Annotated in this window: 27 protein-coding genes; 7 read left to right on the forward strand and 20 right to left on the reverse strand. The window is 68.1% G+C overall.

Features of this window, described 5'->3' with window-relative positions:
- Positions 1-268: 268 nt before the first annotated feature.
- Genes K9D25_RS05635 through K9D25_RS05655 form a run of 5 tightly spaced genes read right to left on the reverse strand, consistent with a single transcriptional unit; the run spans position 269 to position 6,308 of the window.
- Positions 269-556 carry a formate dehydrogenase subunit delta gene (locus K9D25_RS05635; protein ID WP_244380262.1) on the reverse strand — a complete coding sequence of 96 codons (288 nt, stop codon included), beginning with the start codon at positions 554-556 and terminating at the stop codon, positions 269-271.
- Positions 546-1,394, reverse strand: coding sequence for a formate dehydrogenase accessory sulfurtransferase FdhD (gene fdhD, locus K9D25_RS05640; protein WP_244380264.1), 849 nt, complete (start codon positions 1,392-1,394; stop codon positions 546-548). The genes K9D25_RS05635 and fdhD overlap by 11 nt, the downstream gene beginning before the upstream one ends.
- A gap of 16 nt (positions 1,395-1,410) precedes the next feature.
- The gene (gene fdhF / locus K9D25_RS05645) at positions 1,411-4,266 is read right to left on the reverse strand and encodes a formate dehydrogenase subunit alpha (RefSeq protein ID WP_244380272.1); all 2,856 of its coding nucleotides are present in this window, start codon (positions 4,264-4,266) and stop codon (positions 1,411-1,413) included.
- A gap of 12 nt (positions 4,267-4,278) precedes the next feature.
- Complete coding sequence (locus K9D25_RS05650) at positions 4,279-5,838, reverse strand: formate dehydrogenase beta subunit (RefSeq protein ID WP_244380281.1); 1,560 nt, start codon at positions 5,836-5,838, stop codon at positions 4,279-4,281.
- The gene (locus K9D25_RS05655) at positions 5,835-6,308 is read right to left on the reverse strand and encodes a formate dehydrogenase subunit gamma (protein ID WP_244380283.1); all 474 of its coding nucleotides are present in this window, start codon (positions 6,306-6,308) and stop codon (positions 5,835-5,837) included. The genes K9D25_RS05650 and K9D25_RS05655 overlap by 4 nt, the downstream gene beginning before the upstream one ends.
- A 262-nt stretch (positions 6,309-6,570) precedes the next feature.
- On the opposite strand from K9D25_RS05655, the gene K9D25_RS05660 reads away from it, so the two are divergent.
- From K9D25_RS05660 to K9D25_RS05675, 4 genes are all read left to right on the forward strand, one after another.
- Positions 6,571-8,103 carry a YifB family Mg chelatase-like AAA ATPase gene (locus tag K9D25_RS05660; RefSeq protein WP_244380285.1) on the forward strand — a complete coding sequence of 511 codons (1,533 nt, stop codon included), beginning with the start codon at positions 6,571-6,573 and terminating at the stop codon, positions 8,101-8,103.
- A 259-nt stretch (positions 8,104-8,362) separates the two neighbouring features.
- Positions 8,363-9,409, forward strand: coding sequence for a GNAT family N-acetyltransferase (locus tag K9D25_RS05665; RefSeq protein ID WP_244380286.1), 1,047 nt, complete (start codon positions 8,363-8,365; stop codon positions 9,407-9,409).
- Positions 9,410-9,606: 197 nt separating this feature from the next.
- Complete coding sequence (locus K9D25_RS05670) at positions 9,607-10,029, forward strand: Hsp20 family protein (protein ID WP_244380287.1); 423 nt, start codon at positions 9,607-9,609, stop codon at positions 10,027-10,029.
- 47 nt (positions 10,030-10,076) lie between these two features.
- On the forward strand, positions 10,077-10,361 hold the full coding sequence (locus K9D25_RS05675) for a DUF1150 family protein (protein ID WP_244380288.1): 285 nt from the start codon (positions 10,077-10,079) through the stop codon (positions 10,359-10,361).
- 83 nt (positions 10,362-10,444) lie between these two features.
- On the opposite strand, the gene gshB is transcribed toward K9D25_RS05675, so the two are convergent.
- The 3 genes from gshB to rsmI form a co-directional block, all read right to left on the reverse strand.
- Entirely contained in the window at positions 10,445-11,386 is a 942-nt protein-coding gene (gene gshB, locus K9D25_RS05680) for a glutathione synthase (RefSeq protein WP_244380289.1), read from the reverse strand.
- Positions 11,387-11,501: 115 nt separating this feature from the next.
- Entirely contained in the window at positions 11,502-11,906 is a 405-nt protein-coding gene (locus K9D25_RS05685) for a YraN family protein (RefSeq protein ID WP_244380290.1), read from the reverse strand.
- Positions 11,899-12,822, reverse strand: a complete 924-nt coding sequence (gene rsmI, locus K9D25_RS05690; RefSeq protein ID WP_244380306.1) for a 16S rRNA (cytidine(1402)-2'-O)-methyltransferase — start codon at positions 12,820-12,822, stop codon at positions 11,899-11,901. The genes K9D25_RS05685 and rsmI overlap by 8 nt, the downstream gene beginning before the upstream one ends.
- Positions 12,823-13,037: 215 nt before the next feature.
- On the opposite strand from rsmI, the gene K9D25_RS05695 reads away from it, so the two are divergent.
- A complete protein-coding gene (locus tag K9D25_RS05695) occupies positions 13,038-14,243 on the forward strand; it encodes a penicillin-binding protein activator (protein WP_244380315.1) in 1,206 nt (401 codons plus the stop codon).
- Between the two features lie 160 nt (positions 14,244-14,403).
- Here the strand turns inward: K9D25_RS05695 and K9D25_RS05700 are convergent, their stop codons facing one another.
- The 4 genes from K9D25_RS05700 to rph all read right to left on the reverse strand — a co-directional run bounded on the left by K9D25_RS05700 (position 14,404) and on the right by rph (position 17,805).
- Positions 14,404-15,207, reverse strand: a complete 804-nt coding sequence (locus K9D25_RS05700; protein ID WP_244380317.1) for a DUF3800 domain-containing protein — start codon at positions 15,205-15,207, stop codon at positions 14,404-14,406.
- Between the two features lie 66 nt (positions 15,208-15,273).
- Positions 15,274-16,449: a radical SAM family heme chaperone HemW gene (hemW, locus tag K9D25_RS05705; RefSeq protein WP_244380321.1), complete on the reverse strand. Its 1,176-nt coding sequence runs from the start codon at positions 16,447-16,449 to the stop codon at positions 15,274-15,276.
- Complete coding sequence (gene rdgB / locus K9D25_RS05710; RefSeq protein WP_244380322.1) at positions 16,442-17,095, reverse strand: RdgB/HAM1 family non-canonical purine NTP pyrophosphatase; 654 nt, start codon at positions 17,093-17,095, stop codon at positions 16,442-16,444. The genes hemW and rdgB overlap by 8 nt, the downstream gene beginning before the upstream one ends.
- Positions 17,092-17,805, reverse strand: a complete 714-nt coding sequence (gene rph / locus K9D25_RS05715; protein ID WP_244380326.1) for a ribonuclease PH — start codon at positions 17,803-17,805, stop codon at positions 17,092-17,094. The genes rdgB and rph overlap by 4 nt, the downstream gene beginning before the upstream one ends.
- A 211-nt stretch (positions 17,806-18,016) precedes the next feature.
- On the opposite strand from rph, the gene hrcA reads away from it, so the two are divergent.
- Both hrcA and grpE read left to right on the forward strand, forming a co-directional pair.
- Complete coding sequence (hrcA, locus tag K9D25_RS05720) at positions 18,017-19,117, forward strand: heat-inducible transcriptional repressor HrcA (protein ID WP_244380331.1); 1,101 nt, start codon at positions 18,017-18,019, stop codon at positions 19,115-19,117.
- Positions 19,118-19,198: 81 nt separating this feature from the next.
- Positions 19,199-19,819: a nucleotide exchange factor GrpE gene (gene grpE, locus K9D25_RS05725; RefSeq protein ID WP_244380333.1), complete on the forward strand. Its 621-nt coding sequence runs from the start codon at positions 19,199-19,201 to the stop codon at positions 19,817-19,819.
- Between the two features lie 76 nt (positions 19,820-19,895).
- Here grpE and K9D25_RS05730 read toward each other — a convergent pair whose 3' ends face one another.
- The 8 genes from K9D25_RS05730 to K9D25_RS05765 form a co-directional block, all read right to left on the reverse strand.
- On the reverse strand, positions 19,896-20,849 hold the full coding sequence (locus K9D25_RS05730; RefSeq protein WP_244380335.1) for a hypothetical protein: 954 nt from the start codon (positions 20,847-20,849) through the stop codon (positions 19,896-19,898).
- 54 nt (positions 20,850-20,903) lie between these two features.
- Positions 20,904-21,545 carry an alpha-ketoglutarate-dependent dioxygenase AlkB family protein gene (locus K9D25_RS05735; protein ID WP_244380337.1) on the reverse strand — a complete coding sequence of 214 codons (642 nt, stop codon included), beginning with the start codon at positions 21,543-21,545 and terminating at the stop codon, positions 20,904-20,906.
- A 1-nt stretch (position 21,546) separates the two neighbouring features.
- Entirely contained in the window at positions 21,547-22,506 is a 960-nt protein-coding gene (gene coaA / locus K9D25_RS05740; RefSeq protein WP_244380339.1) for a type I pantothenate kinase, read from the reverse strand.
- Positions 22,507-22,635: 129 nt separating this feature from the next.
- Positions 22,636-22,971 (reverse strand): phosphoribosyl-ATP diphosphatase, encoded by a 336-nt coding sequence (locus tag K9D25_RS05745; protein WP_244380341.1) that lies wholly within the window; start codon positions 22,969-22,971, stop codon positions 22,636-22,638.
- The gene (gene hisF, locus K9D25_RS05750; RefSeq protein WP_244450804.1) at positions 22,971-23,768 is read right to left on the reverse strand and encodes an imidazole glycerol phosphate synthase subunit HisF; all 798 of its coding nucleotides are present in this window, start codon (positions 23,766-23,768) and stop codon (positions 22,971-22,973) included. The genes K9D25_RS05745 and hisF overlap by 1 nt, the downstream gene beginning before the upstream one ends.
- A 26-nt stretch (positions 23,769-23,794) precedes the next feature.
- Complete coding sequence (gene hisA, locus K9D25_RS05755) at positions 23,795-24,529, reverse strand: 1-(5-phosphoribosyl)-5-[(5-phosphoribosylamino)methylideneamino]imidazole-4-carboxamide isomerase (protein WP_244380346.1); 735 nt, start codon at positions 24,527-24,529, stop codon at positions 23,795-23,797.
- Positions 24,526-25,188 carry an imidazole glycerol phosphate synthase subunit HisH gene (gene hisH, locus K9D25_RS05760; RefSeq protein WP_244380354.1) on the reverse strand — a complete coding sequence of 221 codons (663 nt, stop codon included), beginning with the start codon at positions 25,186-25,188 and terminating at the stop codon, positions 24,526-24,528. Before hisH ends, hisA begins: the two co-directional genes overlap by 4 nt.
- Positions 25,185-25,682 carry a DUF2628 domain-containing protein gene (locus K9D25_RS05765; protein ID WP_244380356.1) on the reverse strand — a complete coding sequence of 166 codons (498 nt, stop codon included), beginning with the start codon at positions 25,680-25,682 and terminating at the stop codon, positions 25,185-25,187. Before K9D25_RS05765 ends, hisH begins: the two co-directional genes overlap by 4 nt.
- Positions 25,683-25,691: the final 9 nt, after the last annotated feature.

The following is a 25,691-nucleotide window of genomic DNA, read 5'->3' on the forward strand; positions in this document are numbered from 1 at the left end:
CCCGCCATCCTCCGCGCCTTCGCCCGCCCCACAGTAGAGGATCGGATGACGCGCGCCGATGGCGGAAGCGTGATGGAAAGGCGAGATTCGGCGCTGAACCCGGCCATTCGCACGAAATCATGGCGCGGGAAAACGGCTCTGGGCACATGCCCTTACGGAATGCACTGGCGCGAGAGCGCCGACATGACGAGGCCGGCAGCGCCTTGCGGCGTGCCGGCCAGGTGTGAAGGCGCAGAGTGTGAAGGCGCTGGGAGCGAAGGCGCAGGCCTCAGTGGTGATGCGCGGTCGGGCCGGGAATGTCGCGGGTCGGGCGCGGCAGGGGAATGGTGTCGCGGGAGACCGGCGGCAGCGACTTCAGCGCCTCGAGCACATGCGGGGCAAGGCCCTCGCCGCCGGCGGCGATGTGGTCCTCGATGCGCGCGCGCATGCGCGGATCCCAGAAGTCCTTGATGTGCTTGGCGACGCCCTTCACGGCCTTCTCATAGCCCTGCGGCTCGAAGAACTTGCCGATCTGGTTCGCCATATAGACCAGACGTTCCATCGTGTTAGCCGACATGGGCGATACGCTCCTTCTCTGCCCCGTCCAGCACGATGCGATGGGGGTGGGTAAAGACTTCGAATCCGTCGTCACGGGCGATGGCGACGAGAGTGATGCCGGCCTTCTCCGCCGTGCGGACGGCAAGAGCGGTCGGCGCCGACACCGCCACCAGCACCGAGGCGCCGAGCATGGCGGTCTTCTGCACCATCTCGATCGACACCCGGCTGGTGAGCAACACCAACCCGCCATCGGCCCCATGGCCGTTGCGAACCAGATGGCCGACGAGCTTGTCGAGCGCGTTGTGGCGCCCGACATCCTCGCGCACCGCCACGAGCCCGGCGTCCGGCTCCCAGAACGCGGCCGCATGCACGGCGCGGGTCTGGTGGTTCAGCGTCTGCGCCGGGGGCAGGGCGGCCACCGCGCGGGAGATTTCCGCCGCGGTGAACCGTCGACCCTCCGGCACGGTGCGGGCGGGCTTCACCGCCAGCTCCAGACTCTCCACCCCGCACAGGCCGCAGCCCGTGGGGCCGGCGATCTGGCGGCGGCGGGCGACCTGTTCGCCGGCGCGGGCGGCGGTGAGCCAGAGGCGCACCTCGACGCCGCTGACGCCGTCCTCCTCGCCAAATTCGAACGTCTCGATCTGCTCGACATCGGCGAGGCTCTCGATGACGCCCTCGGTCAGGCTGAAGCCATAGCCGAAATCCTCGAGGTCGGCCGGCGTCGCCATCATCACGGCATAGGTCGAGCCGTTATGGACAATGGCGACGGGCGTCTCCTCGGGGATCGCCCGCTCGCCCGCCGCCACCCCGGAGGAAGTGACGGCCCGGCGCGCAACGCGGGCGACCGGCGGGATCATGACAGCCCGGTCCCGCTCACTCCGCCGCCACCGCGATGCGGCGGCTCTGGCGGGTGAACTCGTCATAGTCTTCCTGCCACTCGGACGGGCCGTTCGAGCGGGCGATCTGCACCGCCGTCACCTTGAACTCGGGGCAATTGGTGGCCCAGTCCGAGAAGTCGGTGGTGACGACATTCGCCTGCGTCGTCGGGTGGTGGAAGGTGGTGTAGACGACGCCCGGCGCCACGCGGTCGGTGATCTGCGCGCGCAGGGTGGTGGAGCCGGCGCGGCTGTCGATGCGCACCCAGTCGCCGTCGCGCACGCCACGCTGCTCGGCGTCGTGCGGGTGGATTTCCAGCACGTCCTCGGGATGCCAGGCCACGTTCTCGGTGCGGCGTGTCTGCGCGCCGACATTGTAGTGGCTGAGGATGCGGCCGGTGGTGAGCAGCAGCGGGAAGCGGGGCCCCGAACGCTCGTCGGTCGGCACATATTCGGTGACGACGAACTTGCCCTTGCCGCGCGCGAAGCCGCCAATGTGCATGATCGGCATGCCCTCGGGATTGGCGTCGTTGCAGGGCCACTGCACCGAGCCCATCTCGTCCAGCTTCTTGAACGACACGCCGGCGAAGCTCGGGGTGAGCGCGGCGATCTCGTCCATGATCTGGGCCGGGTGGCTGTAGTTCCAGTCGAGGCCGATGGCGCGGGCGAGCATCTGGGTCACTTCCCAGTCGCCATAGCCATTCTTCGGCGCCATCACCTTGCGCACGAGCTGGATGCGGCGCTCGGCATTGGTGAAGGTGCCGTCCTTCTCAAGGAAGGTGCAGCCCGGCAGGAACACATGCGCGTAGGCGGCGGTCTCGTTCAGGAACAGGTCCTGCACGATCACCAGCTCCATCGCCGCGAGGCCGGAGGCGACGTGATGCGTGTCCGGGTCGGACTGCAGAATGTCCTCGCCCTGGATGTAGATCGCCTTGAACGTGCCGTCGACGGCCGCGTCCAGCATGTTGGGAATGCGCAGGCCGGGCTCGGGGTCGAGCGGGCGGCCCCACATCGCCTCGAAGGTGGCGCGGGTGGCGTCGTCGGAGATGTGGCGGTAGCCCGGCAGCTCATGCGGGAACGAGCCCATGTCGCACGAGCCCTGCACGTTGTTCTGGCCGCGCAGCGGGTTCACGCCGACGCCGCGACGTCCGATATTGCCGGTCGCCATGGCGAGGTTGGCGATCGCCATCACCGTGGTCGAGCCTTGGCTGTGCTCGGTGACGCCGAGGCCGTAATAGATCGCCGCATTGCCGCCAGTGGCGTAGAGCCGGGCCGCGCCGCGGATCTGCTCGGCCGGCACGCCGGAGAGCTTCTCGACTTCCTCGGGCGAGTGGCGCGCATCGGCGACGAACTCGGCCCAGTCCTGGAACTCCTCCCAGTCGCAGAATTGGCGGACATATTCCTCGTTCACCAGCCCCTCGGTCACGATGACATGGGCGAGCGAGGTGACGATGGCGACGTTGGTGCCCGGCTGCAGCGGCAGGTGGAAATCCGCCTTGATGTGGGGCGAACGCACGAGGTCGATGCGGCGCGGATCGATGACGATCAGCTTCGCGCCCTCGCGCAGGCGCTTCTTCATGCGCGACCCGAACACCGGATGGCCGTCGGTCGGGTTGGCGCCGATCACCAGGATGACATCGGAATCCTCGACCGAGTCGAAGTCCTGCGTGCCTGCCGAGGTGCCGAAGGCCTGGTTCAGGCCGTAGCCGGTCGGCGAATGGCAGACGCGGGCACAGGTGTCGACATTGTTGGTGCCGAAGCCGGCGCGGATGATCTTCTGGACGAGATAGGCTTCCTCATTGGTGCAGCGCGAGGACGTGATGCCGCCGACCGACTTGCGGCCATAGGTGTCCTGGATGCGCTTCAGCTCGGAAGCGGTGTAGTCGATCGCCTCTTCCCAGGAGACTTCGCGCCACGGCTCGGTGACCTTGGAGCGGATCATCGGCTTGAGGATGCGGTCCTGGTGCATCGCATAGCCCCAGGCGAAGCGGCCCTTGACGCAGCTATGGCCGCGATTGGCCTTGCCGTCCTTCCACGGCACCATGCGGACCACTTCCTGGCCGCGCATTTCCGCCTTGAAGGTACAGCCGACGCCGCAATAGGCGCAGGTCGTCACCACCGAATGCTCGGGCGTGCCGATCTCGATCAGGCGCTTCTCGGAAAGGGTCGCGGTCGGGCAGGCCTGCACGCAGGCGCCGCAGGACACGCATTCCGAGGTGAGGAAGGCTTCCGACTGGCCGGGCGAGACGCGGCTGTCGAAGCCACGGCCGGAAATGGTCAGCGCGAAGGTGCCCTGCACTTCTTCGCAGGCGCGCACGCAGCGATTGCAGACGATGCACTTGGCCGGGTCATAGGTGAAGTACGGGTTCGACTCGTCCTTCGGCATGGCGAGCTCGGAGGAGGGGGCGAAGTGGTTCGCGCCCTCCATGCCGTAGCGCACTTCGCGCAGGCCGACCGCGCCGGCCATGTCCTGCAATTCGCAGTCGCCATTGGCGGCGCAGGTCAGGCAGTCCAGCGGGTGGTCGGAAATGTAGAGCTCCATCACCCCCTTGCGCAGCTGGGCGAGCCGCGGGGTCTGGGTGTGGACCTTGATGCCCGGCGCCACCGGCGTGGTGCAGGAGGCCGGGGTGCCGTTGCGCCCCTCGATCTCGATCAGGCAGAGACGGCAGGAGCCGAAGGCCTCCAGCGAATCGGTGGCGCAGAGCTTCGGAATCTGCGTCCCCATCTCCATCGCCGCGCGCATGATGGACGTGCCTTCCGGCACGGTCACTTCCATGCCGTCGATGGTGAGGGTCACCATCTTGTCGGTCTTCGGAGCCGGCGTACCGTAGTCGATCTCATGGATGAGAGACATGATGCGTCCTCCTCACTCGGCGGCTTCGAGGCGGCGCGGGGGTGCGCCGAATTCCTCGGGGAAATGGTTCAGCGCACTCAGCACCGGATAGGGGGTAAACCCGCCAAGGGCGCAAAGCGATCCAAGCTTCATGGTCTGGCAGAGGTCGGTGAGCGTGGCGAGGTTGGCCTCGACGCGCTCGCCGGCAATGATCTTGTCCATCAGTTCGACGCCGCGCGTCGAGCCGATGCGGCAGGGCGTGCACTTGCCGCAGCTTTCCACGGAGCAGAACTCCATGGCGAAGCGCGCCATCTTGGCGAGGTCCGCGCTCTCGTCGAACACGACGATGCCGCCATGGCCGATCAGCGCGTCCTTGGCCGCGAACGCCTCATAGTCGAAGGGCAGGTCGAACTGCCAGGTCGGCACATAGGCGCCGAGCGGGCCGCCGACCTGCGCGGCCTTCACCGGCTTGCCGGTGGCGGTGCCGCCGCCAATGTCGTTGATCAGCTCGCCGAGCGTGATGCCGAAGGCGGTTTCGAACAGGCCGCCGAACTTCACATTGCCGGCGATCTGGATCGGCATCGTGCCGCGTGAGCGGCCCATGCCGAAATTGGCGTAGAACTCGCCGCCATCGGCCAGGATATGCGGCACGGCGGTGAGCGAGAGCACGTTGTTGATGACGGTCGGCTTCTGGAACAGGCCCTTATGCGCCGGCAGCGGCGGCTTGGCGCGCACCGTGCCGCGCTTGCCTTCCAGGCTGTCGAGCAGCGCGGTTTCCTCGCCGCACACATAGGCGCCGGCGCCCATGCGCACTTCCATATCGAAGCTGTAGGGCGAACCGGCAATGTTGACGCCCAGCATGCCATGGGCGCGCGCCACCTCGATCGCCTTCTCCATCGCCCAGATGGCGTGGGGATATTCGGAACGGGTGTAGACATAGCCCTTGGTGGCGCCCACCGCGATGCCGGCGATGGTCATGCCCTCGATCAGCTCGAAGGGGTCGCCTTCCATGATCATGCGGTCGGCGAAGGTGCCGCTGTCGCCTTCGTCGGCATTGCAGACGATGTATTTGCGGTCGGCCTTGGCATCGGCCACGGTCTTCCACTTGATCGCGGTCGGGAAGCCGGCGCCGCCACGGCCGCGCAGGCCGGACTTCTTCACTTCCTCGATGATCTCGGCCGGCCCGAGCTGCAGCGCGCGCTCCAGGCCCTTATAGCCGCCATGCGCGCGGTAATCGGCATAGGAGGCCGGGTCGATGATGCCGCAGCGGGCGAAGGTGAGCCGGGTCTGCTTGGCGAGGAAGGGGTGCTCCTCCGGCTTGCCGATGCGCAGCGCATGCGCGCCGCCGGTGAGGAAGCCGGCCGCGAACAGGCCCTCGACATCGCCAGCCTCGACAGGGCCATAAGCGATGCGGCCCTCGGGCGTGACGACCTCGATCATCGGCTCAAGCCAGAGCATACCGCGCGAGCCGTTGCGCACGATCTCCACCGGCTGGCGCGCCGAAACGGCAGCGGCGGCGATCGCCTCGGCCACCTCGTCGGCGCCGCAGGCGATGGCGCAGGCATCCTTGGGAACGTAGATGCGGATGGTCACGACTGGGCCTCCTCGATCAGGGCGTCGAGCCGGCGCTCGTTGAGCCGCGCGACGATCCGCCCGTCCAGCATGGCGGAGGGCGCGGTCGCGCACAGGCCGAGGCAGTAGATGGGCTCCACGGTGACGCGGCCATCGGCCGTGGTCTCACCGAGCTTGCAGCCGAGCCGGTGTTCTGCATGTTCGGCCAGCGCATCGCCGCCCGCCGCCTGGCAGGCTTCGGCGCGGCACAGCTTCAGCACATGGCGGCCGGCGGGCTCGTGGCGGAAATCGTGATAGAAGGTCACGACGCCATGCACTTCGGCGCGCGAGACGTTCAGCTTCTCGGCCAGCATGGGCACGACGGCGTCGGGAACGTGGCCGAACGTCTCCTGCACCGCGTGGAGCATCGGCATCAGCGGGCCTTCCAGATGAGAAAACTCATCGATGACCGCGCGGGCACGCTCGTCGCTCCAGGGTTCGTAATGCGGCATTTCTCCCGTAGCCTTCTTTTAGAATTTTCCAAAGGTAAGGATGGTACGCGCCGAAACCGAAATCAATTCAGGTGTTCCGTGCCACGATAGAATTTCTCTATCATCAATCAGGCGGGTAGGCGCTTAACGTTCTGTTCATGTTCCACTCGGTTTGTTCTCTTATTGTTCTTGACCTTCGCGTTCTGGGCCGTATTCTGCCACCAGCGGGTGCGGAAAGGCGGCGCCCCGACGTGCATTGCCGGATCTCCTGGGAGAGGGTGCGATGGTCCAGCGCGTGGCGACGGTGGCGTTCGAGGGGGTGGAGACCCGTCCCGTCGATGTTCAAGTTCAGGTGAGCCCCGGCCTGCCGGCCTTCAATCTCGTCGGCCTGGCCGACAAGGCGGTCACCGAAGCGAAGGAACGGGTGCGCGCCGCCCTCACCGCCTCCGGCCTGGCGCTCCCCGCCCGCCGCATCACCGTCAACCTCGCCCCCGCCGACCTGCCGAAGGAAGGCAGCCATTACGATCTTCCTATCGCCCTCGGCCTGATGGCGGCGATCGGCGCCATCGGTCCGGACGCGCTGGAAGGCTTCACCGTGGTGGGCGAACTCGCGCTCGACGGGCGCATCGCCGCCGTCTCCGGCGTGCTGCCGGCGGCCATCGGCGCCAATGCGCGCGGCCACGGGCTCATCTGCCCGGAAGCGTGCGGGCCGGAAGCGGCCTGGGCCAGCCCCGACATGGCGGTGCTGGCGCCGCACTCGTTGATCCAGCTGGTCAATCACTTCGCCGGCCGCCAATTCCTCAGTCGTCCCGAGCCGCGGCTGGAGGCGGGATCCGCCCAGTTGCCCGACCTCGCCGATGTGAAGGGCCAGGAAACGGCCCGCCGGGCGCTGGAGATCGCCGCCGCCGGGCGCCACAATCTTCTGCTCAGCGGCCCGCCCGGCGCCGGCAAATCCATGCTGGCGCAGCGCCTGCCCTCGCTGCTGCCGCCGCTCACCCCCTCGGAGTTGCTGGAAGTGTCAATGGTCGCCTCGGTGGCCGGGACGCTGCAGGGCGGGGCGCTGACCAGCCGGCGCCCGTTCCGCGCGCCGCACCATTCCGCCAGCATGGCGGCGATGGTGGGCGGCGGCATGCGGGCCCGGCCGGGCGAGGTCTCGCTGGCGCATAATGGCGTGCTGTTCCTCGACGAATTGCCGGAATTCGCTCCCGCCGTGCTCGATTCGCTGCGCCAGCCGCTGGAGACCGGCGAGGCGGTCATCGCCCGCGCCAATCACCGCATTTCCTATCCCGCCCGCTTTCAGCTGATCGCGGCGATGAATCCCTGCCGCTGCGGCCGCGCCGGCGAACCGGGGCAGAGCTGCCGGCGCGGCCCGCGCTGCGCGGCGGAATATCAGGCGCGCCTCTCCGGCCCGTTCCTCGACCGGGTCGACCTGCATCTCGACGTGCCGGCGGTCGCAGCGGTCGATCTCGTGCGCCCCGGCCCCTCCGAGCCCAGCGCGGCCGTGGCGCGGCGGGTGGCGCAGGCGCGGGTGCTGCAGCGCGAGCGCTTCCTGGCGCTCGGCCGACCTGACCTGTTCACCAATGCCGAGGCGACGGGCCCTATCCTCGAAGAGATCGCCACGCCCGACGCCGCCGGCACGGCCCTGCTGGCGGACGCGGCCAAGCTGATGCGCCTCTCCGCCCGCGGCTATCACCGGGTGCTGCGGGTGGCGCGCACCCTTGCCGATCTCGCCGGCGCGGAGACGGTCGGCCGGGGACACCTGGCCGAGGCCTTGGCCTACCGCGCCGCTGCGGACCGCCACGCCGCCGCCGCCTGACGGCGCCAGCGGACGGGGGGCCTGCCGGGGCCATTTAGCGTGTGTCGCAGCTCGCTCCACCCGCGCGGTGCAAGCCGGATCAGTCGTCATCGCCGCCCCGCCCGCGCAGCCGCATTGACCCCGACGGCCCCCCGGCTTCGGTGCCGAGCGCGGGGCGCCCGGCACCGGTGCGACCCGCGCCCCGTCTGTCACATGACCGTCCGAGAAATGTGATTCCTGTCACAAAACGCTATAGTGAAGGCAGCGTGGGGGATCGGACATGACGCAGCTTTTCGCCGAAGGGACTGTCGAAACACCGCCCAGCTCGCGCTTTGCCGCCTCGCTCAACGCTCCCGGCCTCTCGGCCCTGCGCAGCTTCTTTACCCCGCGAACGGCCCTGCCCGGTGCCGCGCCGCTGCGGCTGGTGCCGGCGGCGCTTACCCCCTCCCGCCTGATGCCGGCCTTGCGCTCCTATTCCGGCGTGCGCCATCGCGGCAGCCGGGGTGAGCCCGGCCCGGCAACGCTGGGGCGCATCGGCGCGCTCGAAGTGCGGCTCGCAGTGACGGCAGCGGATGTGCGCCGCGCCCAGCGCCTGCGCTACGAAGTGTTCTATGAGGAAATGTCGGCGACCCCGGCCGCCGCCATGCGGCTCGCCCGGCGCGATGTCGACGCCTTTGACGGCATTTGCGATCACCTTCTCGTGCTCGACCATGAGTCCTGCCGCATGGTGCGCGGCCGGAGCGTGCCGCGCGTCGTCGGCACCTATCGGCTGCTGCGGCAGGAGATCGCCGACCGGCACAATGGCTTCTACACGGCGAGCGAGTTCGACATCGCCCCGCTGCTGGCGCGCCACCCGCACCGCCGTTTCCTGGAACTCGGCCGCTCCTGCGTGCTCTCATCCTACCGCACCAAGCGCACGGTGGAGCTGCTCTGGCATGGCATCTGGGCCTATGTGCGCCGCCATGGCATCGACGTGATGTTCGGCTGCGCCAGCCTGGAAGGCTGCGACCCGCAGGCGCTCGCCCGTCCGCTTGCCTTCCTGCACCATTTCGCGCCGACCGATCCGGAATGGGCGGCGCAGGCGCTGCCGCAACATGCCGCGCCGATGGACCTTGTCTCCGTCGAGGCGCTGGACGCCAAGGCGGCGCTGCTGGCGCTGCCGCCGCTCATCAAGGGCTATCTGCGCCTCGGCGCGCAGATCGGGCGCGGCGCGGTGATCGACCGCCAGTTCGGCACCACCGATGTGCTGATCGTGTTGCCGGTGGAGAAGATCAACCCGCGCTATCTCGATCATTTCGGCGTCAATGGCGAGCGCCACGCCGCCTGAGCGCGACGCGCTTCCCGTCCCGGCGGCCGTTCCCCGTCGCCCTCTGCGGGCGCGGCCTCCTGCGGCCGCCATCCCGCGGCCACATGTCGTGCGCGATGTCTTGCGCGCCGGCCCGCGCCCTCCCATATCGCTTCCCAACGGGATGCCTCATCGGGGTCCCATCACACAAAGTCGCTTCAGACGAGGACTTTGGGAGCATGTCGCGTATTCCCTCGCTGTCGAGCCCCTTCCTGCTCGGCTTTGACGAGGTCGAGCGGGCGCTCGACCGTGTCATGAAAGGTTCCGACGGGTACCCGCCCTACAATATCGAGCGGGTGGCCACGCCGGATCAGCCGGAAAAACTCCGCATCACCCTGGCCGTCGCGGGCTTCACCCGCGAGCAGCTCGATGTGACGGTGGAGGAGAAGGAACTCGTCATCCGCGGCCGCCAGAGCGAAGAGCCCGGGCGGGTCTTTCTTCACCGGGGCATCGCCGCCCGCCAGTTCCAGCGCGTCTTCGTGCTGGCCGATGGCATGCGCGTGATCGGCGCCGAGCTGAAGAACGGCCTGCTCTGCGTCGAACTGGTGCGGCCGGAACCGGAACGCGTCGTCCGGCGTATCACCATTGCGACGGATGAGTGACGACGTCCCCCAGGCGGTCTCGACTGTACGCAGAGGAGTAGCCGATCATGACCAATGAATTTCATATCGACCCCGCTTCCGCCGGTTCGGCGCTCACCGGCGCCCTCACGGCGGAAGATTTCGCCAATCTCGGCGGCGGGCACATCGCCTATCTGCGCACCATCCGTTCGGAAGAGGCGGCGGAAATGTTTCCGCAGGCGCATCTCTCGCCCGGTCTCGTGCTGTTCACCCTGCACGCCGCTGACGGCACGCCGATCATGCTGACCGACAGCCGGGAAGCGGCGATCGCCAATGCGATGCAGAACGAGTTGGTGACGCTCAGCGTTCACTGACGCGCGGTCCACATTGCTTGAAACGGCAACGGCACCGTCCCTTGGGGCGGTGCCGTTTTCGTTTCAGCGCCGTCGACCCGGCCTCAGCGGCGCTTGGCCTCGATCATGTCCCACACGATCGGTGCAATATCCGGCCCGCCAATGCGCTTGATGGCGCGAATGCCGGTGGGAGCGGTGACGTTTATCTCGGTGAGATGGCCGTCGATCACGTCGATACCGGTGAGCAGCAAACCGCGCGCCCGCAACGCCGGACCCAGCCGCTCGCAGATCTCGCGCTCGCGGGGCGTCAGGTCGGTCTCTGCCGCCGCCCCGCCGCGCACCATGTTGGAGCGCAGATCGCCCTCGCTCGGCACCCGGTTCACCGCACCGGCGAACACGCCGTCGACCAGGATGATGCGCTTGTCGCCGTGCTTCACCTCGGGGAGGAAGCGCTGCACCACCCAGGGCTCGCGCAAGGTGGTGGCGAACAGGTCGTAGAGCGAGCCGAAATTCAGGTCGTCGCGGGTGAGCCGGAACACCGAGGCGCCGCCATGGCCATAGAGCGGCTTCATCACGATGTCGCCGAACTCGTCGCGGAACGCCTTGATCTCATTGAGGTCGCGGGTAATCAGCGTCGGCGGCATCAGGTCCGGAAATTCGGTGACGAAGATTTTCTCCGGCGCGTTGCGCACATGGGCCGGGTCGTTCACGACAAGCGTCTTCGGGTGAATGCGCTCCAGCAGATGCGTGGCGGTGATGTAGCTCATGTCGAAGGGCGGGTCCTGCCGCATCAGGATCACGTCGAACGTGTCGAGCCGCACCCGGCGCGCCTCGCCGAGCGTGTAGTGGTCCCCCTTCACATCGCGCACCTCCAGCGGGTGCACGGTGGCGAACACCTCGCCATCGCGCATCGCCATGCGGTCGGGCGTGTAATAGGCGAGCGCGTGGCCGCGCGCCTGGGCTTCCAGCATCAGGGCGAAGGCGGAATCGCCGGCAATGTTGATGCGGTCGATCGGGTCCATCTGGACGGCGACATTGAGGCTCATGGGAGTTCCGTCTGCGACAGGAGGGAGCCGGCCGGCGGCAGATGTGCCCGGCGGCGTTTTCATCTCCCTGTTTAGTCGCTCGCGCGCCGCCGCGCCACGGCCTCGTGCCCCGCGCTCATTCTGCCTCGAAGGCGCCCGGCAGATGCAGCGGCGGCGCGCCCGGCGCCACCAGCACAACATCGAGCCGCTGGTCGAGCGTGGCGAGTTCAGGATGGCACGCGAGGTAGATTTCCGCCGCGCCGACAATGCGCCGACGCTGGCGCGGCAAGATCGATTCGGCCGCGAAACGCAGCGAGGCGCGGGCTTTCACCTCGATGAAGACGACGAGATCGCCGCGCCGCGCCACCAGGTCGATTTCGCCACGCGGGGTGCGCACGCGCCGTTCCAGAATGGCGAAGCCTTCGGCCTCGAACAGGGCGGCGGCGGCGGCTTCCGCTGCCATGCCCCGGGTGAAGGCGGCCTGGCGGCGCTGCAGCGCCCGCGCACGCCCCGCATCCTCCGGCGCGCCGCCGTCAGCCATCGCCGCCCTGCAAGGCCAGTGCGCGGGCATAGACCGCGCGGCGCGGAAGCCCGGTCGCGGTCGCCACCGCCGCCGCCGCATCCTTCACCGAAAGGCTGGCCAAGGCCGCCTTCAGCGCGGCGTCGAGATCGGCCTCGCTCGATTCCTCGGCCATGGGCGGGCCGATCACCAGCACGATCTCGCCCTTGGGCGGGCCGGCCTCGGCATAATGGGCGGCGAGGGCGTCCAGCGTGCCCCGCCGCGCCTCCTCGAAGGTCTTGGTGAGTTCCCGGCACACCGCCGCCGGGCGCGGGCCGAGCCCGTCGGCAAGGTCGGCGAGGCTGTCGGGCAGGCGCGGGCCGCTCTCATAAACGATCAGCGTCGCCGGCAGCGTCTTCAATTCGCTGATGCGGGTGCGGCGGGCGCCGCTCTTTGGCGGCAAAAAGCCCTCGAAGAAGAAGCGGTCGGTCGGCAGGCCGGCGGCCACCAGCGCGGCAAGGCTCGCCGAGGCGCCGGGCAGCGGAATGACGCGGTGCCCGGCTTCGATCGCCGCCGCCACCAGCTTGTAGCCGGGGTCGGAGACCAGCGGCGTGCCCGCATCCGACACCTGCGCCACCACGCCGCCTTCCGCCAGCTGGGCGAGCAGGCGCGGGCGGGCCTGTTCGGCATTGTGGTCGTGATAGGCCACGAGTTTCGTTTCGATACCGTAACGCTCCAGCAGCCGGCGGGTGACGCGGGTGTCCTCGCAGGCGATGAGATCGGCACCGGCAAGGGTTTCCAGCGCGCGAAGGGTCACGTCGCCGAGATTGCCGATCGGCGTGGCGACGATATAGAGCCCGGGCTGCGGCCGCGCGGCGGGCAGGCTGTGCGCGCCGATACGGAAGCTGCGCGGCGCGGAGGTCTCGGCGGAATCGGAGGTAGCGGGAGAAAGGGTCATGCGCGCATTGTAGAGAGCCGCGCGGCCCGCGTCATGCGCCGCGTGCCGGGCCCGCTGAGGCCCCGCGTGCGGTAAATGACGGCCGAACGCGTGGATATTTAACGCATTCGTGGCCCCGGCGGCGCGGAGAAGGTGACAGGGCGAGTCCCGCCGTCCTAAAAAGGTGGGCGACGTCGGCCAGGGTGGCAGGCGCACAGCCGGGCCGAACGCACCGCATGAACCCCAGGGATACGGCCGCGATCCGCACAGGCCTCGCCCGGACGAGCCGGCGCGGTTTTCTCCTCATGACGGGCGCGGCGGGGCTGGCTGCTTGCTCCTCCGGGCCGGATATGGGGGCGCCGCAGGCGGCGCTGCCACTGCCGGAAGCGCCGCCGACCGCAAACCCCGCCTTGGGCACCGGCACCCCCATCGGCCTCATCCTGCCACTCGGCGCCAGCGGCAATGCCGGCGCGGTGGCCATCTCGCTGCGCAACGCGGCGGAAATGGCGCTGTCGGAATTTTCCGGCGCCCGCATCAGGCTCATCGTCAAGGACGATGGCGGCACCGGGCCGGGGGCGCAGGCCGCCGCCAGCCAGGCGCTGGACGAGGGCGCCCGCGCGCTCATCGGTCCGCTCTTCGCCCATTCCGTCGCCGCCGCCGGACAGGTGGCGCGCCAGCGCGGCGTGCCGCTGGTCGGCTTCTCCACCGATACCAATGTGGCGACGCAGGGGGTCTATCTCCTCAGCTTCCTGCCGCAGACCGATGTCGAGCGCGTCATCCGCTACACCGCCTCCCAGGGCCGGCGCTCCTATGTCGGGCTGGTACCGGACAATGCCTATGGCTCGGTGGTCGAGGCCGCCTTCCGCGAAACCGTGCCGGTGGTCGGCGGGCGCGTGGTCGGGCTGGAGCGCTACGCCTCGGGCCAGGCGGCGGAAGCCGCGCGGCGCCTTGCCGGCTCGATGGCGCAAGCGGACGCCGTCTTCCTCCCCGACGCCGCCGACACCGTGCCGCAGATCGTGCAGGCGCTGTCGGGCTCCGGCGCCAGCCTCGCCGGCAAGCAGCTGATCGGCACAGGCCTGTGGGACGATGCCAAGCTGTTCGCCAATCCCGCGATGAATGGCGGCCTCTTCGCCGCGCCGGACACATCCGGCTTCCGCGCCTTCGCCGCCCGCTACCGCGCCCGCTTCGGCAGCGAGCCGGTGCGCACCACCACGCTCTCGCATGACGCGGTGTCGCTGATGGCGGCGCTGGTCAATTCCTATGGCGAGAACGGCATCACCGATGCGGCGATCCAGAACCCGTCGGGCTTTTCCGGCGTCGACGGCATTTTCCGCTTCCGCGCCGATGGCACCAATCAACGCGGGCTGGCGGTGATGCAGATTTCCGGCGGGACCAGCCAGATCGTCAGCCCCGCCCCGCGCAGCTTCGCGCAGGGGATGTGAGACACATTATGTTCCATCTTTGTTCTTATTGACTCTTGACTTTCTTCAACACATCCGTCAGATTCGGATTGGGCAGACACGCGCCGGAATAACTCCGAGTTGCTCTTTGAGCGGCAGCATCCTTTGCGATGTGGATCAGGGGCCGGGGGTCTGCCCACCTCTATATGAAGCTTTCAAAGAATTCGCGTTGAGCATCGTCAATATTGCATCGTCGTAACGACGGAACAGGTGTAATTCCGCAGTTAAATATGGATCCATTTTGCTTTATAAATCGATCTCGTAGAATTCTTGCGTAAGAAGACTCGTAATTTCCATATCTATTAGGCTCTAGGGCGCAAAATCCTGCGCTTGTAACGCAGTCCGCCAATTGTAATCCTGCCCATTTTTTATGATTTTCTACCGAAATAGTGTCGATATCCAATACGTTCCAGCGAATTGATCGCACGGGTCTCATTACCTCATTGCCATCCCGCATCAAGCATAGATAATCCTTCATAGCCTGATAGTCGGTTCCTCCTCGACGGGAAAAAACAATCTTAAGTACACATTGGTCTCCGCCTGCCGCCCTTTCGCATGTCATAGTCACGCGCTCAAGCAGCCATCGCAATAAATAATTGTATAAATATCCCTTTTGCTTAAAAATTGACTCCCACTTTGTTCCTGGAATTGTCACCTTATGTGAAAATGCAAGGGATACTCCAATCGGAAGAACTGATATTTCCTGACACACGACAATCTTTTGTTCATGCTTTAATTCACGAAAATGAAGATCGCGAGACTTCTTGTCGGGAAATCTGGAGAGAATTTTGTCTCTCCACGCTGGCAACTTTAGATCATTTTCTCGACTGACTATACAGGCACCAAGTACAAGCCAACGCGACTGACCACCCACAGGCCCAGCCGCAAGTTTGCCGATACCCTCGTCACCGGCTTCATCGATATAAGCGGTGTAGTACTTGGTCACAGGATTCTAAAAACTCCACACTCGCCTCTACCATAGTGCCTCAATCGCAAATTGAAAGTGGACGCTTCACGCCGCCAGATCGGCGACGAGGGCGTCAAGCACGGGAAGGCCGAGAGCGGTGGCGCGCAGGCGGTCGCCCGGCAATTCCTCGATCATGCCGTCTTCCAGCAGCGCCGCGACGCGCGCGGGGTCGAAGCCGCGCCCCGCCAGCCGGGCGAAGCGGGCGCGGTCGATGCCCTCCATGAGCCGCAGTCCCATCAGCAGATATTCGTCGGCCTGCTCGGCGCGGGTCAGCGTCTCGTCGGCGATGACACCATGGCCCTGCGCCTCCACCTTCGCCACCCATGCCTCCGGCCCGCGCTCGGTGGAGGTGGCGACCCGGCCCTCCGGCGTGTCGAGCCGTCCATGCGCGCCGGGCCCGATGCCGGCATATTCGCCATAGCGCCAATAGAGCAGATTGTGCCGGCTCTCCGCCCCCGGGCGGGCATGGTTGGAGATTTCATAGGCCGGCAGGCCGGCGGCGCGCGTCGTCTCCTGCGTCACGTCCCACAGGGCGCGCGCCAACTCGTCCTCGGGCACGATCAGCCGGCCGGCGCGGTTCAAGGCGGCGAAGGGCGTGCCCTCCTCGATGGTCAGCTGGTACAGCGAGAGGTGCTCGCAGCCCTCATTGATGGCGCGTTGAAGCTCGGCGGCCCAGTCCTGCGGCCGCTGGTCCGGCCGGGCATAGATGAGATCGAAGGAGACGCGCTCGAAGGCGGCGCGCGCCACCGCCACCGCGCCCAGCGCCTCCTCCGCGCTGTGCATGCGCCCCAGCGCCTTCAGCGCAGCGTCGTCCAGGGCCTGCACGCCGAGCGAGACGCGATTGACGCCCGCGGCGCGATAGCCGCGAAAACGGCCGGCCTCGACGCTGGTGGGGTTGGCCTCCAGCGTCACCTCGGCACGCGCGTCGAGCGGCCAGGCCTCATGGATGGCGTCGAGAATGGCGCCGACCGTCGCCGGCTCCATCAGCGACGGCGTGCCGCCGCCAAAGAACACGCTGTGGGTCCGCCGCTGGCCGATGCGTTCGCGCGTATGCGCGATCTCGGCACGGAACGCCGCCACGAAGCGCGCCTGGTCCGGCGGCGCGTGGCGGACATGCGAGTTGAAGTCGCAATAGGGGCATTTGGCCTTGCAGAACGGCCAATGCACATAGACGCCGAAGCCGGGGTCCACCGGCGGCGGCGCGGGGGCGCGCTCAGTCAAACGTCGCCCCGAGGCAGGCCTGCGCCAGCGTCATGAAGGCCCGCGCGCGGTGGGAGAGGCCACGCCCATGCGGCGGCAGGCCGTGCTTCTCCGCCCCGCTCATCTCGCCGAAGGTGCGCTCATGGCCATCGGGCTGGAACATCGGATCATAGCCGAAGCCGGCCGGCCCGCGCGGCGGCCAGACCAGCGTGCCGTTCACCACGCCCTCGAAATCCTCGACATGCCCGTCCGGCCAGGCGAGGCACAGAGCGGAGATGAAATGCGCCTTGCGCAGATCGGGGAGTTCCGCCCCGGCGTCGCGCAGTTCCTCCTCCACGCGGGTCATCGCCGCCATGAAGTCCTTTTCCGGCCCCGCCCACCGGGCGGTGTAGAGCCCCGGCGCGCCGCCCAGCGCATCGACGCACAGGCCGGAATCGTCGGCGAAGGCCGGCAGGCCCGACGCATTGGCGGCGGCGATGGCCTTGATGCGGGCATTCTCGCCGAAGGTGAGGCCGGTTTCCTCCGGCTCCGGCAGACCGAGCTCGCCGGCGGAAACGGCGTCGATGCCATAGGGTGCCAGCAGGCCCCGCATCTCCTCCAGCTTGCCGGGATTATGGGTGGCGATGACGACCCGGCCTTCGAGCCGGCGGTGCGCGGCGGGGCTCATGCGACGGCCAGCTTCTGCAGATCGACCAGCTTGGCGACACCCTTGCGGGCGAGGCCCAGCATGGCGTTGAACTCGTCCTCGGTGAACGGCGTCTTCTCCGCCGTGCCCTGAACCTCGACGAAGCCGCCGGAGCCGGTCATGACGAAGTTCACATCCGTATGCGCCTCGGAATCCTCGGCATAATCGAGATCGAGCCGCGGCTCGCCGTCGATGATGCCGCAGGAAACCGCGGCGAGATGGTCGCGCAGCGGCAGGGTGGAGAGCATGCCGCGCGCCTTCATCCAGCTCAGGCAATCATGCAGCGCGATCCACGCCCCGGTGACGGAAGCGGTGCGGGTGCCGCCATCGGCCTGGATCACGTCGCAATCGATGGTGATCTGCCGCTCGCCGAGCTTTTCGAGATCCATCACCGCGCGCAGCGACCGGCCGATGAGGCGCTGGATTTCCTGCGTGCGGCCGGACTGCTTGCCGGCAGCGGCCTCACGGCGCGTGCGGTCATGGGTGGCGCGCGGCAGCATGCCGTATTCCGCCGTCACCCAGCCCCGCCCCTGCCCCTTCAGCCAGGGCGGCAGCCGCTCTTCCAGCGTCGCGGCGACGAGTACATGGGTCTCGCCAAACTTCACGAGGCAGGAGCCCTCGGCATGGCGCAGCACGCCGCGCTCGAAGCTTACGGCCCGCATCTCGTCGGGAAGGCGGCGGGAAGGGCGCATGCGGACGATCTCCTGAACGGCGGCGACGAGCCCGTCGCGACAGGCCCTGTGGGCGGACCTTGTAAGGGCGGCGCGGGCCCGGTGCAATCGCCGGCGGTCCCTCACGGCCCAATGACGGGGCCTCAACACGCGCCGCCTTGTACATGGGCGGCGATTACCGAGATAATAGACACCCATGACCGGGTAGACGAGACAAGGGACAGGCCCCGCGATGCCCCTCGACCCATTTCTCTCCGCCACCGCGCCGTCGCTGGCGCGGCTCGACGAGCGCTCGCGCGAGATTTTCCGGCAGATTGTCGAGACCTATCTCGCCACCGGCGAGCCGGCCGGCTCGCGCAACATCTCCCGGCTCATCCCCATGACCCTGTCGCCCGCCTCGGTGCGCAATGTGATGGCGGACCTCGAAGCGGCGGGGCTGATCTTCGCTCCCCACACCAGCGCCGGCCGTCTGCCGACCGAGCGGGGGCTGCGTTTCTTCGTCGATGCGCTGCTGGAGATCGGCGACGTGTCGGAAGACGAGCGCAACTCGATCGAGACGCAGGTGCGCGCCGCCGCCCGCGCCCAGACGGTGGACGGGGTGCTGGCGGAAGCGTCCAACCTGCTCTCCGGCCTGTCGCGCGGCGCCGGCGTCGTCACGACAGGCAAGACCGATGTGCGGCTCAAACATATCGAATTCGTGCCGCTCGACCCCAGCCGGGCGCTGCTGATCCTCGTCTCCGAGGATGGCGAGGTGGAAAACCGCCTCGTGCCGCTGCCCAAGGGCCTGCCCTCCTCCGCGCTGGTGGAAGCGACCAATTTCCTCAGCGCGCTGACGCGCGGGCGCACGCTGGTGGAACTGCGCACCGAGGTGGAGCGCACCCTCGCCGCCCGCCGCGCCGAGCTCGACGAGGTGACGGCGCGGGTGGTGGAAAGCGGCATGGCCAGCTGGTCGGGCGGCGACAAGGCCGAGCGGCGGCTGATCGTACGCGGCCAAACGCGGCTGCTGCACGATCTGCGCGCCATCGAGGATCTGGAGCGGGTGCGTCTGCTGTTCGACGATCTCGAAGCCAAGCAGGAGGTCGTGGACCTTCTGGGGCGGGCCGAGGACGCGCAGGGCCTGCGCATTTTCATCGGCTCGGAGAACAAGCTGTTCTCGCTGTCGGGCTCCTCCACCATCGTCGCGCCCTATCGCGACGGGCAGGGCCGAGTGGTCGGCGTACTCGGCGTCATCGGGCCGACGCGGCTCAACTATGCCCGCATCGTGCCGATGGTCGACTTCACCGCCCGCGTCGTCAGCCGCGTCCTTGCCGGTCCGGGGATTGACGCGGCTTGATTTTTGCGGCTTCCGCCCCGATATGGCGGGCGTCCGCGCGGCCACGCCGCCGGGACAAATCCATTCTTCGACGAGGTATTCATGAGCGACGAAAACCGCACCCCGGCTGACCAGCCCGAAACGGGCGATCAGACTGTCGACGCCGGCCACGGCGCTGCGGGCGCGCCGGACGACCTCGCTGCCGCCTTCGCCGCCGAGAAGGAACAGCTCGAGGCCGAGATCGCCGCGCTGAAGGACAAGTTCCTGCGCGCCTTCGCCGAGGCCGACAATGTGCGCCGCCGCGCCGAGCGCGAGGTGGCAGACGCCAAAATCTACGGCATCACCGGCTTTGCCCGCGACATCCTCACCGTGGCCGACGATTTCGAGCGCGCGCTGGGCGCCATCGACGCCGAGGCCCGCGCCAAGGCCGACGGCACGCTGAAGACGCTGCTGGAAGGCATCGACCTCACCGGCCGCGCGTTGCTGCATGCGCTGTCCAAGCACGGCGTGGCGCGCATCGAGGCGGATGGGGCGAAGTTCGATCCGAACATGCATCAGGCGATGTTCGAGGTGCCGAACACCGAGGTGCCCTCCGGCACCGTGGTTCAGGTCATCCAGCCCGGCTACAAGCTCGGCGAGCGCGTGCTGCGCCCGGCGCTGGTCGGCGTCTCCAAGGGCGGCCCGAAGGCAGCGTCCACGGACGCGCCGCCGGCTGGAAACTGAGCCGCGCTCCGCGCGCCGGCCCATCCGAGATGAAAAAGGGCCCCGTGGGGCCCTTTTTTGCGGCTGGTTCAGAAGATCAGCGCAGGGTCACGCCATCGCGCACGGCGCGCATGGCGGTGTAGTCGGCATCGAAATTCTCCGTCGCCGCCACGCCGACCATGCGCAGATAGCCATTGCGGCCGAAGCTGAGCCACTGCGCCACCTTCACCGGCGTGCCACTCTGCTGGTCCACCGCATTGGCGATCAGCTCATAGCCGGGCTGGCCGCCGACGCGCAGCGGGCCGCCGCGCTCGACGCGCAGTTCCTTGATGCCCGGCACGCTGGCGATCGCCCGCTTGGCCACCGCCTCCCGCTCATCCTCGCGGATTTCACCGGGCCCTACGGCGACGATGAAAAAGGACTGGGACTGGGTCTCGCCCTTGTCCGCCGGGGCGGCATCGGCCTTGGTGAGCAGCACCGCATTATTGCCGATCACCTTCATCACTTTGTAGCCGCTCAGCTGGTCCAGCGTGAAGGGCAGCTTGGCGAGCATCTCCTCGGTGCTGGGCGGCGCGCGGAACACCACCGTCTTCAGCGCCTCCTCGATCTTGGCGTCGGGATAGCGGCTGCTCGCAGCCTCCGGGAACTGCACCGTGATCATGCCGGTCTGGTCCTTGCCGCCGGCGACGAGGATCCATTTCTTCAGCGCCCCGGCGCCGACGGTCTGGAATCCCTTGAGCAGGATCGCCGGCACGCCATCGGCGAGCGTCACGTCGCGGCGCTCCTCGACCGTCACGCCCTGCTTCTCCAGCTCCTTGGCGGCGAAGCTCTTGGTGATCTCCTCATAAGCAGGCTTGGGCATTTCCAGCACGAGCAGCGAGGCGCTGGCGGCACGGTCCTGGAAGCCGGGCACGCCGGGCACAGGCACCATGCCCTCCGGCGGCACCAGGCCGATCGTGCCCTCATTGACGAACACCGTCTGGGCGGCAGCGGGAAGGGCGAGCGCCGCCAGCACACAGGCTGCGGCGGCAAGGCGGGCAACAAGGCGCATTCGCAATCCTTCAAATCTCAAGGCGGCTGTAACTTCGCCCTTTCTGCGCATTCATCAAGGCCGAATTTCGCTCGTGCCCGCCCTGTGTACCCGCCGTAACGTCAGATTGATGCGCCCCGGCTGCTTCAAAAGCGTCGACGTGCCGGGATAGATGCGGTCAATGCCGTGAAAGGCCAGCCGCGCCGGCCCTGCCAGCAGCAGCGCATCGCCCGAGGCGAGGCGGAGCGAGCGGGTGGGATCGCTGCGCGCCGTGCCGCCGATACGGAACAGCGCGGTGTCGCCGAGCGACAGCGAGAGGACCGGCGCGGAAAACTCCTCCTCGTCGCGGTCCTGATGCAGCCCCATCCGCGCCTCAGGCCCATACCAGTTGATGAGGCAGGCCTCGGGTGCCAGATCGACGCCCGCCAGCACGTCCCAGGCGCGGATCAGCGCAGGCGGGAAGGGCGGCCAGGGCTGGCCGGTCTCGGGATGGGTCGGCTGGTAGCGATAGCCGGAGACGTCCGACACCCAGCCGAGCGGCCCGCAATTGGACATGCGGACGGAGAAGGGCTTGCCCGTGCGCGGCATGAGCGGGGTGAACAGCGGCGCCACAGCCAGGACGGCGCGCAGTTCCTCCGCCAGCGCCTCCTGCCCCTGCCGGTCGAGCCAGCCCGGCCAGTAGCGGCAGCCGGGCACGATATCGACCGCCGCCGTCACGTCAGAGCTTCCTCAGCGCTACCGCCTCGACCTCATGGTCGCCGCCCTTGCGCAGGATGAGGTCGGCGCGCTGGCGGGTGGGCAGGATGTTCTCGCGCAGGTTCACCAGGTTGATCGAGCGCCAGATGGCGCGGGCGGTGGCGTCCGCCTCCGCGCCGGTGAGGCTGGAATAGCGGTGGAAATAGGCTTTGGGATCGCGGAAGGCGGTCTCGCGCAGCCGCATGAAGCGCTCGACATACCAGCGCTCCAGAATGGTCTCGTCGGCGTCGATATAGACCTTGAAGTCGAAGAAGTCGGAGACGAAGGGAATGCCCTTGCCATCCTTGGGCGGGCGGCTGGTCTGCAGCACATTCAGCCCCTCGACGATGAGAATGTCGGGCTGATCGACCTCGATCGCCGCATTGGGCGTCACATCATAGTCGAAATGGCTGTAGAGCGGCGCCCGCACCGGCCGGCGGCCGGCCTTGATGTCGGTGAGGAAGTGCAGCAGCGCCGGCAGGTCGTAGCTTTCCGGGAAGCCCTTGCGCCCCATCAGCCCTTCCTGCTCCAGGATGGCGTTGGGCAGCAGAAAGCCGTCCGTGGTCACCAGCGCCACCTTCGGCGTGTTGGGCCAGCGCGCCAGCAGCGCCTGCAGCACGCGGGCGGTGGTGGATTTGCCCACCGCCACCGAGCCGGCAACGCCGATGATGTAGGGCATCTTGCCGTTCTGCTCGGGGCCGAGAAACTTCTGCATCTGCCGGAACAGTTTCTGCGTCGCCCCGACATAGATCGAGAGCAGGCGCGAGAGCGGCAGGTAGATTTCCTCGATCTCGGGCAGTGACAGCCGGTCATTGAGACCCTGCAGCCGCTGGATCTCGTCCGGCTTCAGCGGTTGGGGCGTGTCGGCGCGCAAAGCCGCCCATTCGGCGCGGCTGAATTGACGGAAAGGCGACAGCACCGCCCCGTCGAGCTTCAGGTCCATGGTAGCGTTTCCCGGCTCGCCCGGACATTCAAAGCGCCGGGCGTTGGTCGACCGTATACCACCTTAGTTGAAGGCAGGATACTGGCCGCCGGCCGGAGAACCGCCGTCGGGAACAAGGGGATGGCGCCCTCAGCCCTTGGGGCGGGACGCCTTTTCCTCCAGGCCGGACTGGTTCGTCCGGCGGCCGAGCTCCGCATACACGTCATCCAGCGACACGCCGCGCGCCTGAAGCAGCACGGCAAGATGGTAGAGAAGATCGGCGCTTTCGGAAATGACCGCTTTCGTATCGGTGCCGACGGCGGCGAGCGCCGTCTCCACCGCTTCCTCGCCCAGCTTCTGCGCGCATTTGGCGACGCCCTTGGCGAGCAGGGTGCGGGTATAGGACGGCTCGCCCTCGGCCGCGGCGCGCCGGGCGACGATGGCGGCGAGGTCTTCCAGGCTGACGCGGGTGGGTGTGTCGGTCATCAGGCCGTCTCCGCGCTATCGCCACCGCCGTGCCGGACGGGTAGGCCGGCCTCAGCCAGGGCGTCCTTGGCGGCGCCGATGGTGAAGGTGCCGAAATGGAAGATCGAGGCGGCCAGCACCGCCGAGGCCCCGCCGTCGCGGATGCCGTCGACGAGGTGGTCGAGCGTGCCCACCCCGCCGGATGCGATCACCGGCACCTGCACCGCATCGGAAATGGCGCGGGTCAGCTTCAGGTCGAAGCCCTCGCCGGTGCCGTCGCGGTCCATGGAGGTGAGCAGGATTTCGCCGGCCCCGAGCGCGACGACTTCCCTAGCATACTCCACCGCGTCGATGCCGGTGCGGTTGCGCCCGCCATGGGTGAAGATCTCCCAGCGGTCGGGCTCCCCCTCGGCGGAAACCTTCTTGGCGTCGATGGCGACGACGATGCACTGCTCGCCGAACTTTTCCGCCGCCTCGCGCACGAAGTCCCGCCGGTTCACCGCCGCCGTGTTGATCGACACCTTGTCGGCGCCGGCGTTGAGCAGCGCGCGGATATCTTCCACCGTGCGCACGCCGCCGCCGACGGTGAGCGGCATGAAGCACTGTTCGGCGGTGCGGCTCACCACATCGATCAGCGTGCTGCGGGCTTCCACGCTGGCGGTGATGTCGAGAAAGCAGAGCTCGTCCGCTCCGGCGGCGTCATAGGCCTTGGCCGCCTCCACGGGATCGCCGGCATCGCGCAGATCGACGAACTTCACGCCCTTGACGACCCGGCCGTCCTTCACGTCGAGGCAGGGAATGACGCGGACTTTCAGCATGGAATCCCCCTGGGCGGCTGCGTCGCTCATGCCGTCCGCCCCGCCACCAGTGCCAGCGCGGCGCGCGGATCGAGCCGGCCATCATAGAGCGCCCGTCCGGTGATGGCGCCTTCCAGCTTCGCCGCGCGCGGCTCCATCAGCGCCTTCACATCGTCGAGCGAGGCGAGCCCGCCCGAGGCGATGACCGGAATGGAGATCGCCTCTGCCAGCGCGATGGTGGCCTCCATATTGAGGCCCTTCAGCAGCCCGTCACGGGCGATGTCGGTGTAGATGATGGCGGCGACGCCGGCATCCTCGAAGCGCTGCGCCAGTTCCAGCGCGGTGAGGTCCGAGGTTTCCGCCCAGCCTTCCACCGCCACGCGCCCGTCCTTGGCGTCGAGCCCCACTGCCACGCGGCCGGGAAAGCGCCGCGCTGCCTCCTTCACGAAGGCCGGGTCGCGTACCGCCGCCGTGCCGAGGATGACACGGGTGATGCCCTTTTCCAGCCAGTCCTCGACCCGGCCGATGTCGCGAATGCCGCCGCCGAGCTGCACCGGCATGCTGACGGCTTCGAGAATGCGCTCCACCGGCGCCGCGTTCACCGGCGCGCCGGCGAAAGCGCCGTCGAGATCGACGATGTGCAGATAGCGGAAGCCCTGGGCCTCGAACTGCGCCGCCTGCTGGGCGGGGTCGTGGTTGAAGATGGTGGCGCGTGCCATGTCGCCCTGCTGCAGGCGCACGCACTTGCCTTCCTTGAGATCGATGGCGGGAAAGAGGATCACGGCGCCCACTTCAGGAAATTGGCGAGAAGGGCGAGGCCGAGGCGCTGGCTCTTCTCGGGATGGAACTGCGTTCCGGCGATGTTGTCGCGGCCGACCATGGCAGTGATCGCCCCGCCATAGGAGGTGGTGGCGATCACGTCCGCCGCGCGCGCGGCCTTGAGATGGTAGGAATGGACGAAATAGGCGTCGAGCCCGTCCGCGCCGGTGGGAATGCCGTCGAGGATCGGGTGGGCACGCGCCACGTCGAGCGAATTCCAGCCCATATGCGGGATCTTCAGCGTCGGATCGGCCGGCTCGATCTTCACCACATCGCCGTCGATCCAGCCGAGCCCGGCGGTCTCGCCATGCTCCAGCCCACGCGTCGCCATCAATTGCAGCCCGACGCAGATGCCGAGAAAGGGGCGGCCGCGCTCCATCACCGCCTCGGTCAGCGCCTCCACCATGCCGGGCACGGCGTCGAGCCCGCGCCGGCAATCGGCATAGGCGCCGACGCCGGGCAGCACGATACGGTCGGCGCGGCGCACCACGTCGGGGTCGGCCGTCACCAGCACGGCCTTGCCGCTGCCGCCCTCGCGCGCGGCGCGCTCCAGCGCCTTGCCGGCGGAATGAAGATTGCCGGAACCGTAGTCGATCAAAGCGACGGGGGCGGGTGGGGTCATCGGGACGCCTCCGGAAACAGGCCGAGCACGCCGGCCTCGGCCGGCCGCGCCCCGGCAGGGGCACGGGCGCCGCCCATCGGCGGCAGGAAGGGACGCGGCGCGGCCACATCGCCGAGCCGGGCGTCGAAATAGCGCTGTTCGGCGGCGTCCAGCTTCGGCGCCACCACGCAGCCCGCTTCCTCATAGCCCTGCGCGAGCAGCTTCGACCGCCGCAGGCCCGGCAGGCCGACGGAGACGGCTATATTGCCGGCCAGCAGCAGCACCAGCGCACGGTCGGGCAGGTCGAGCACGCTGACAGCGAGGATCACCGCCGCCTGGAGCAGCGCATAGCCGACGAAAGCCAGCCACAGGCGGTGGCGCAGCAACACCAACGGGGCAAGGAGCAGCGCGCTCCAGGACAGGCGTTCAGGCACGAAGACGAAGCCGTCCGCCCATTGCGGGGTGCTGCGTCGCGTCTCCGCCTCCTCGGGTTCGAAAACCGTCCAGACCGCCATGTGATGCCC

The sequence above is a fragment of the Ancylobacter polymorphus genome (genome assembly GCF_022836935.1).
GTDB classification, from domain to species: domain Bacteria; phylum Pseudomonadota; class Alphaproteobacteria; order Rhizobiales; family Xanthobacteraceae; genus Ancylobacter; species Ancylobacter polymorphus_A.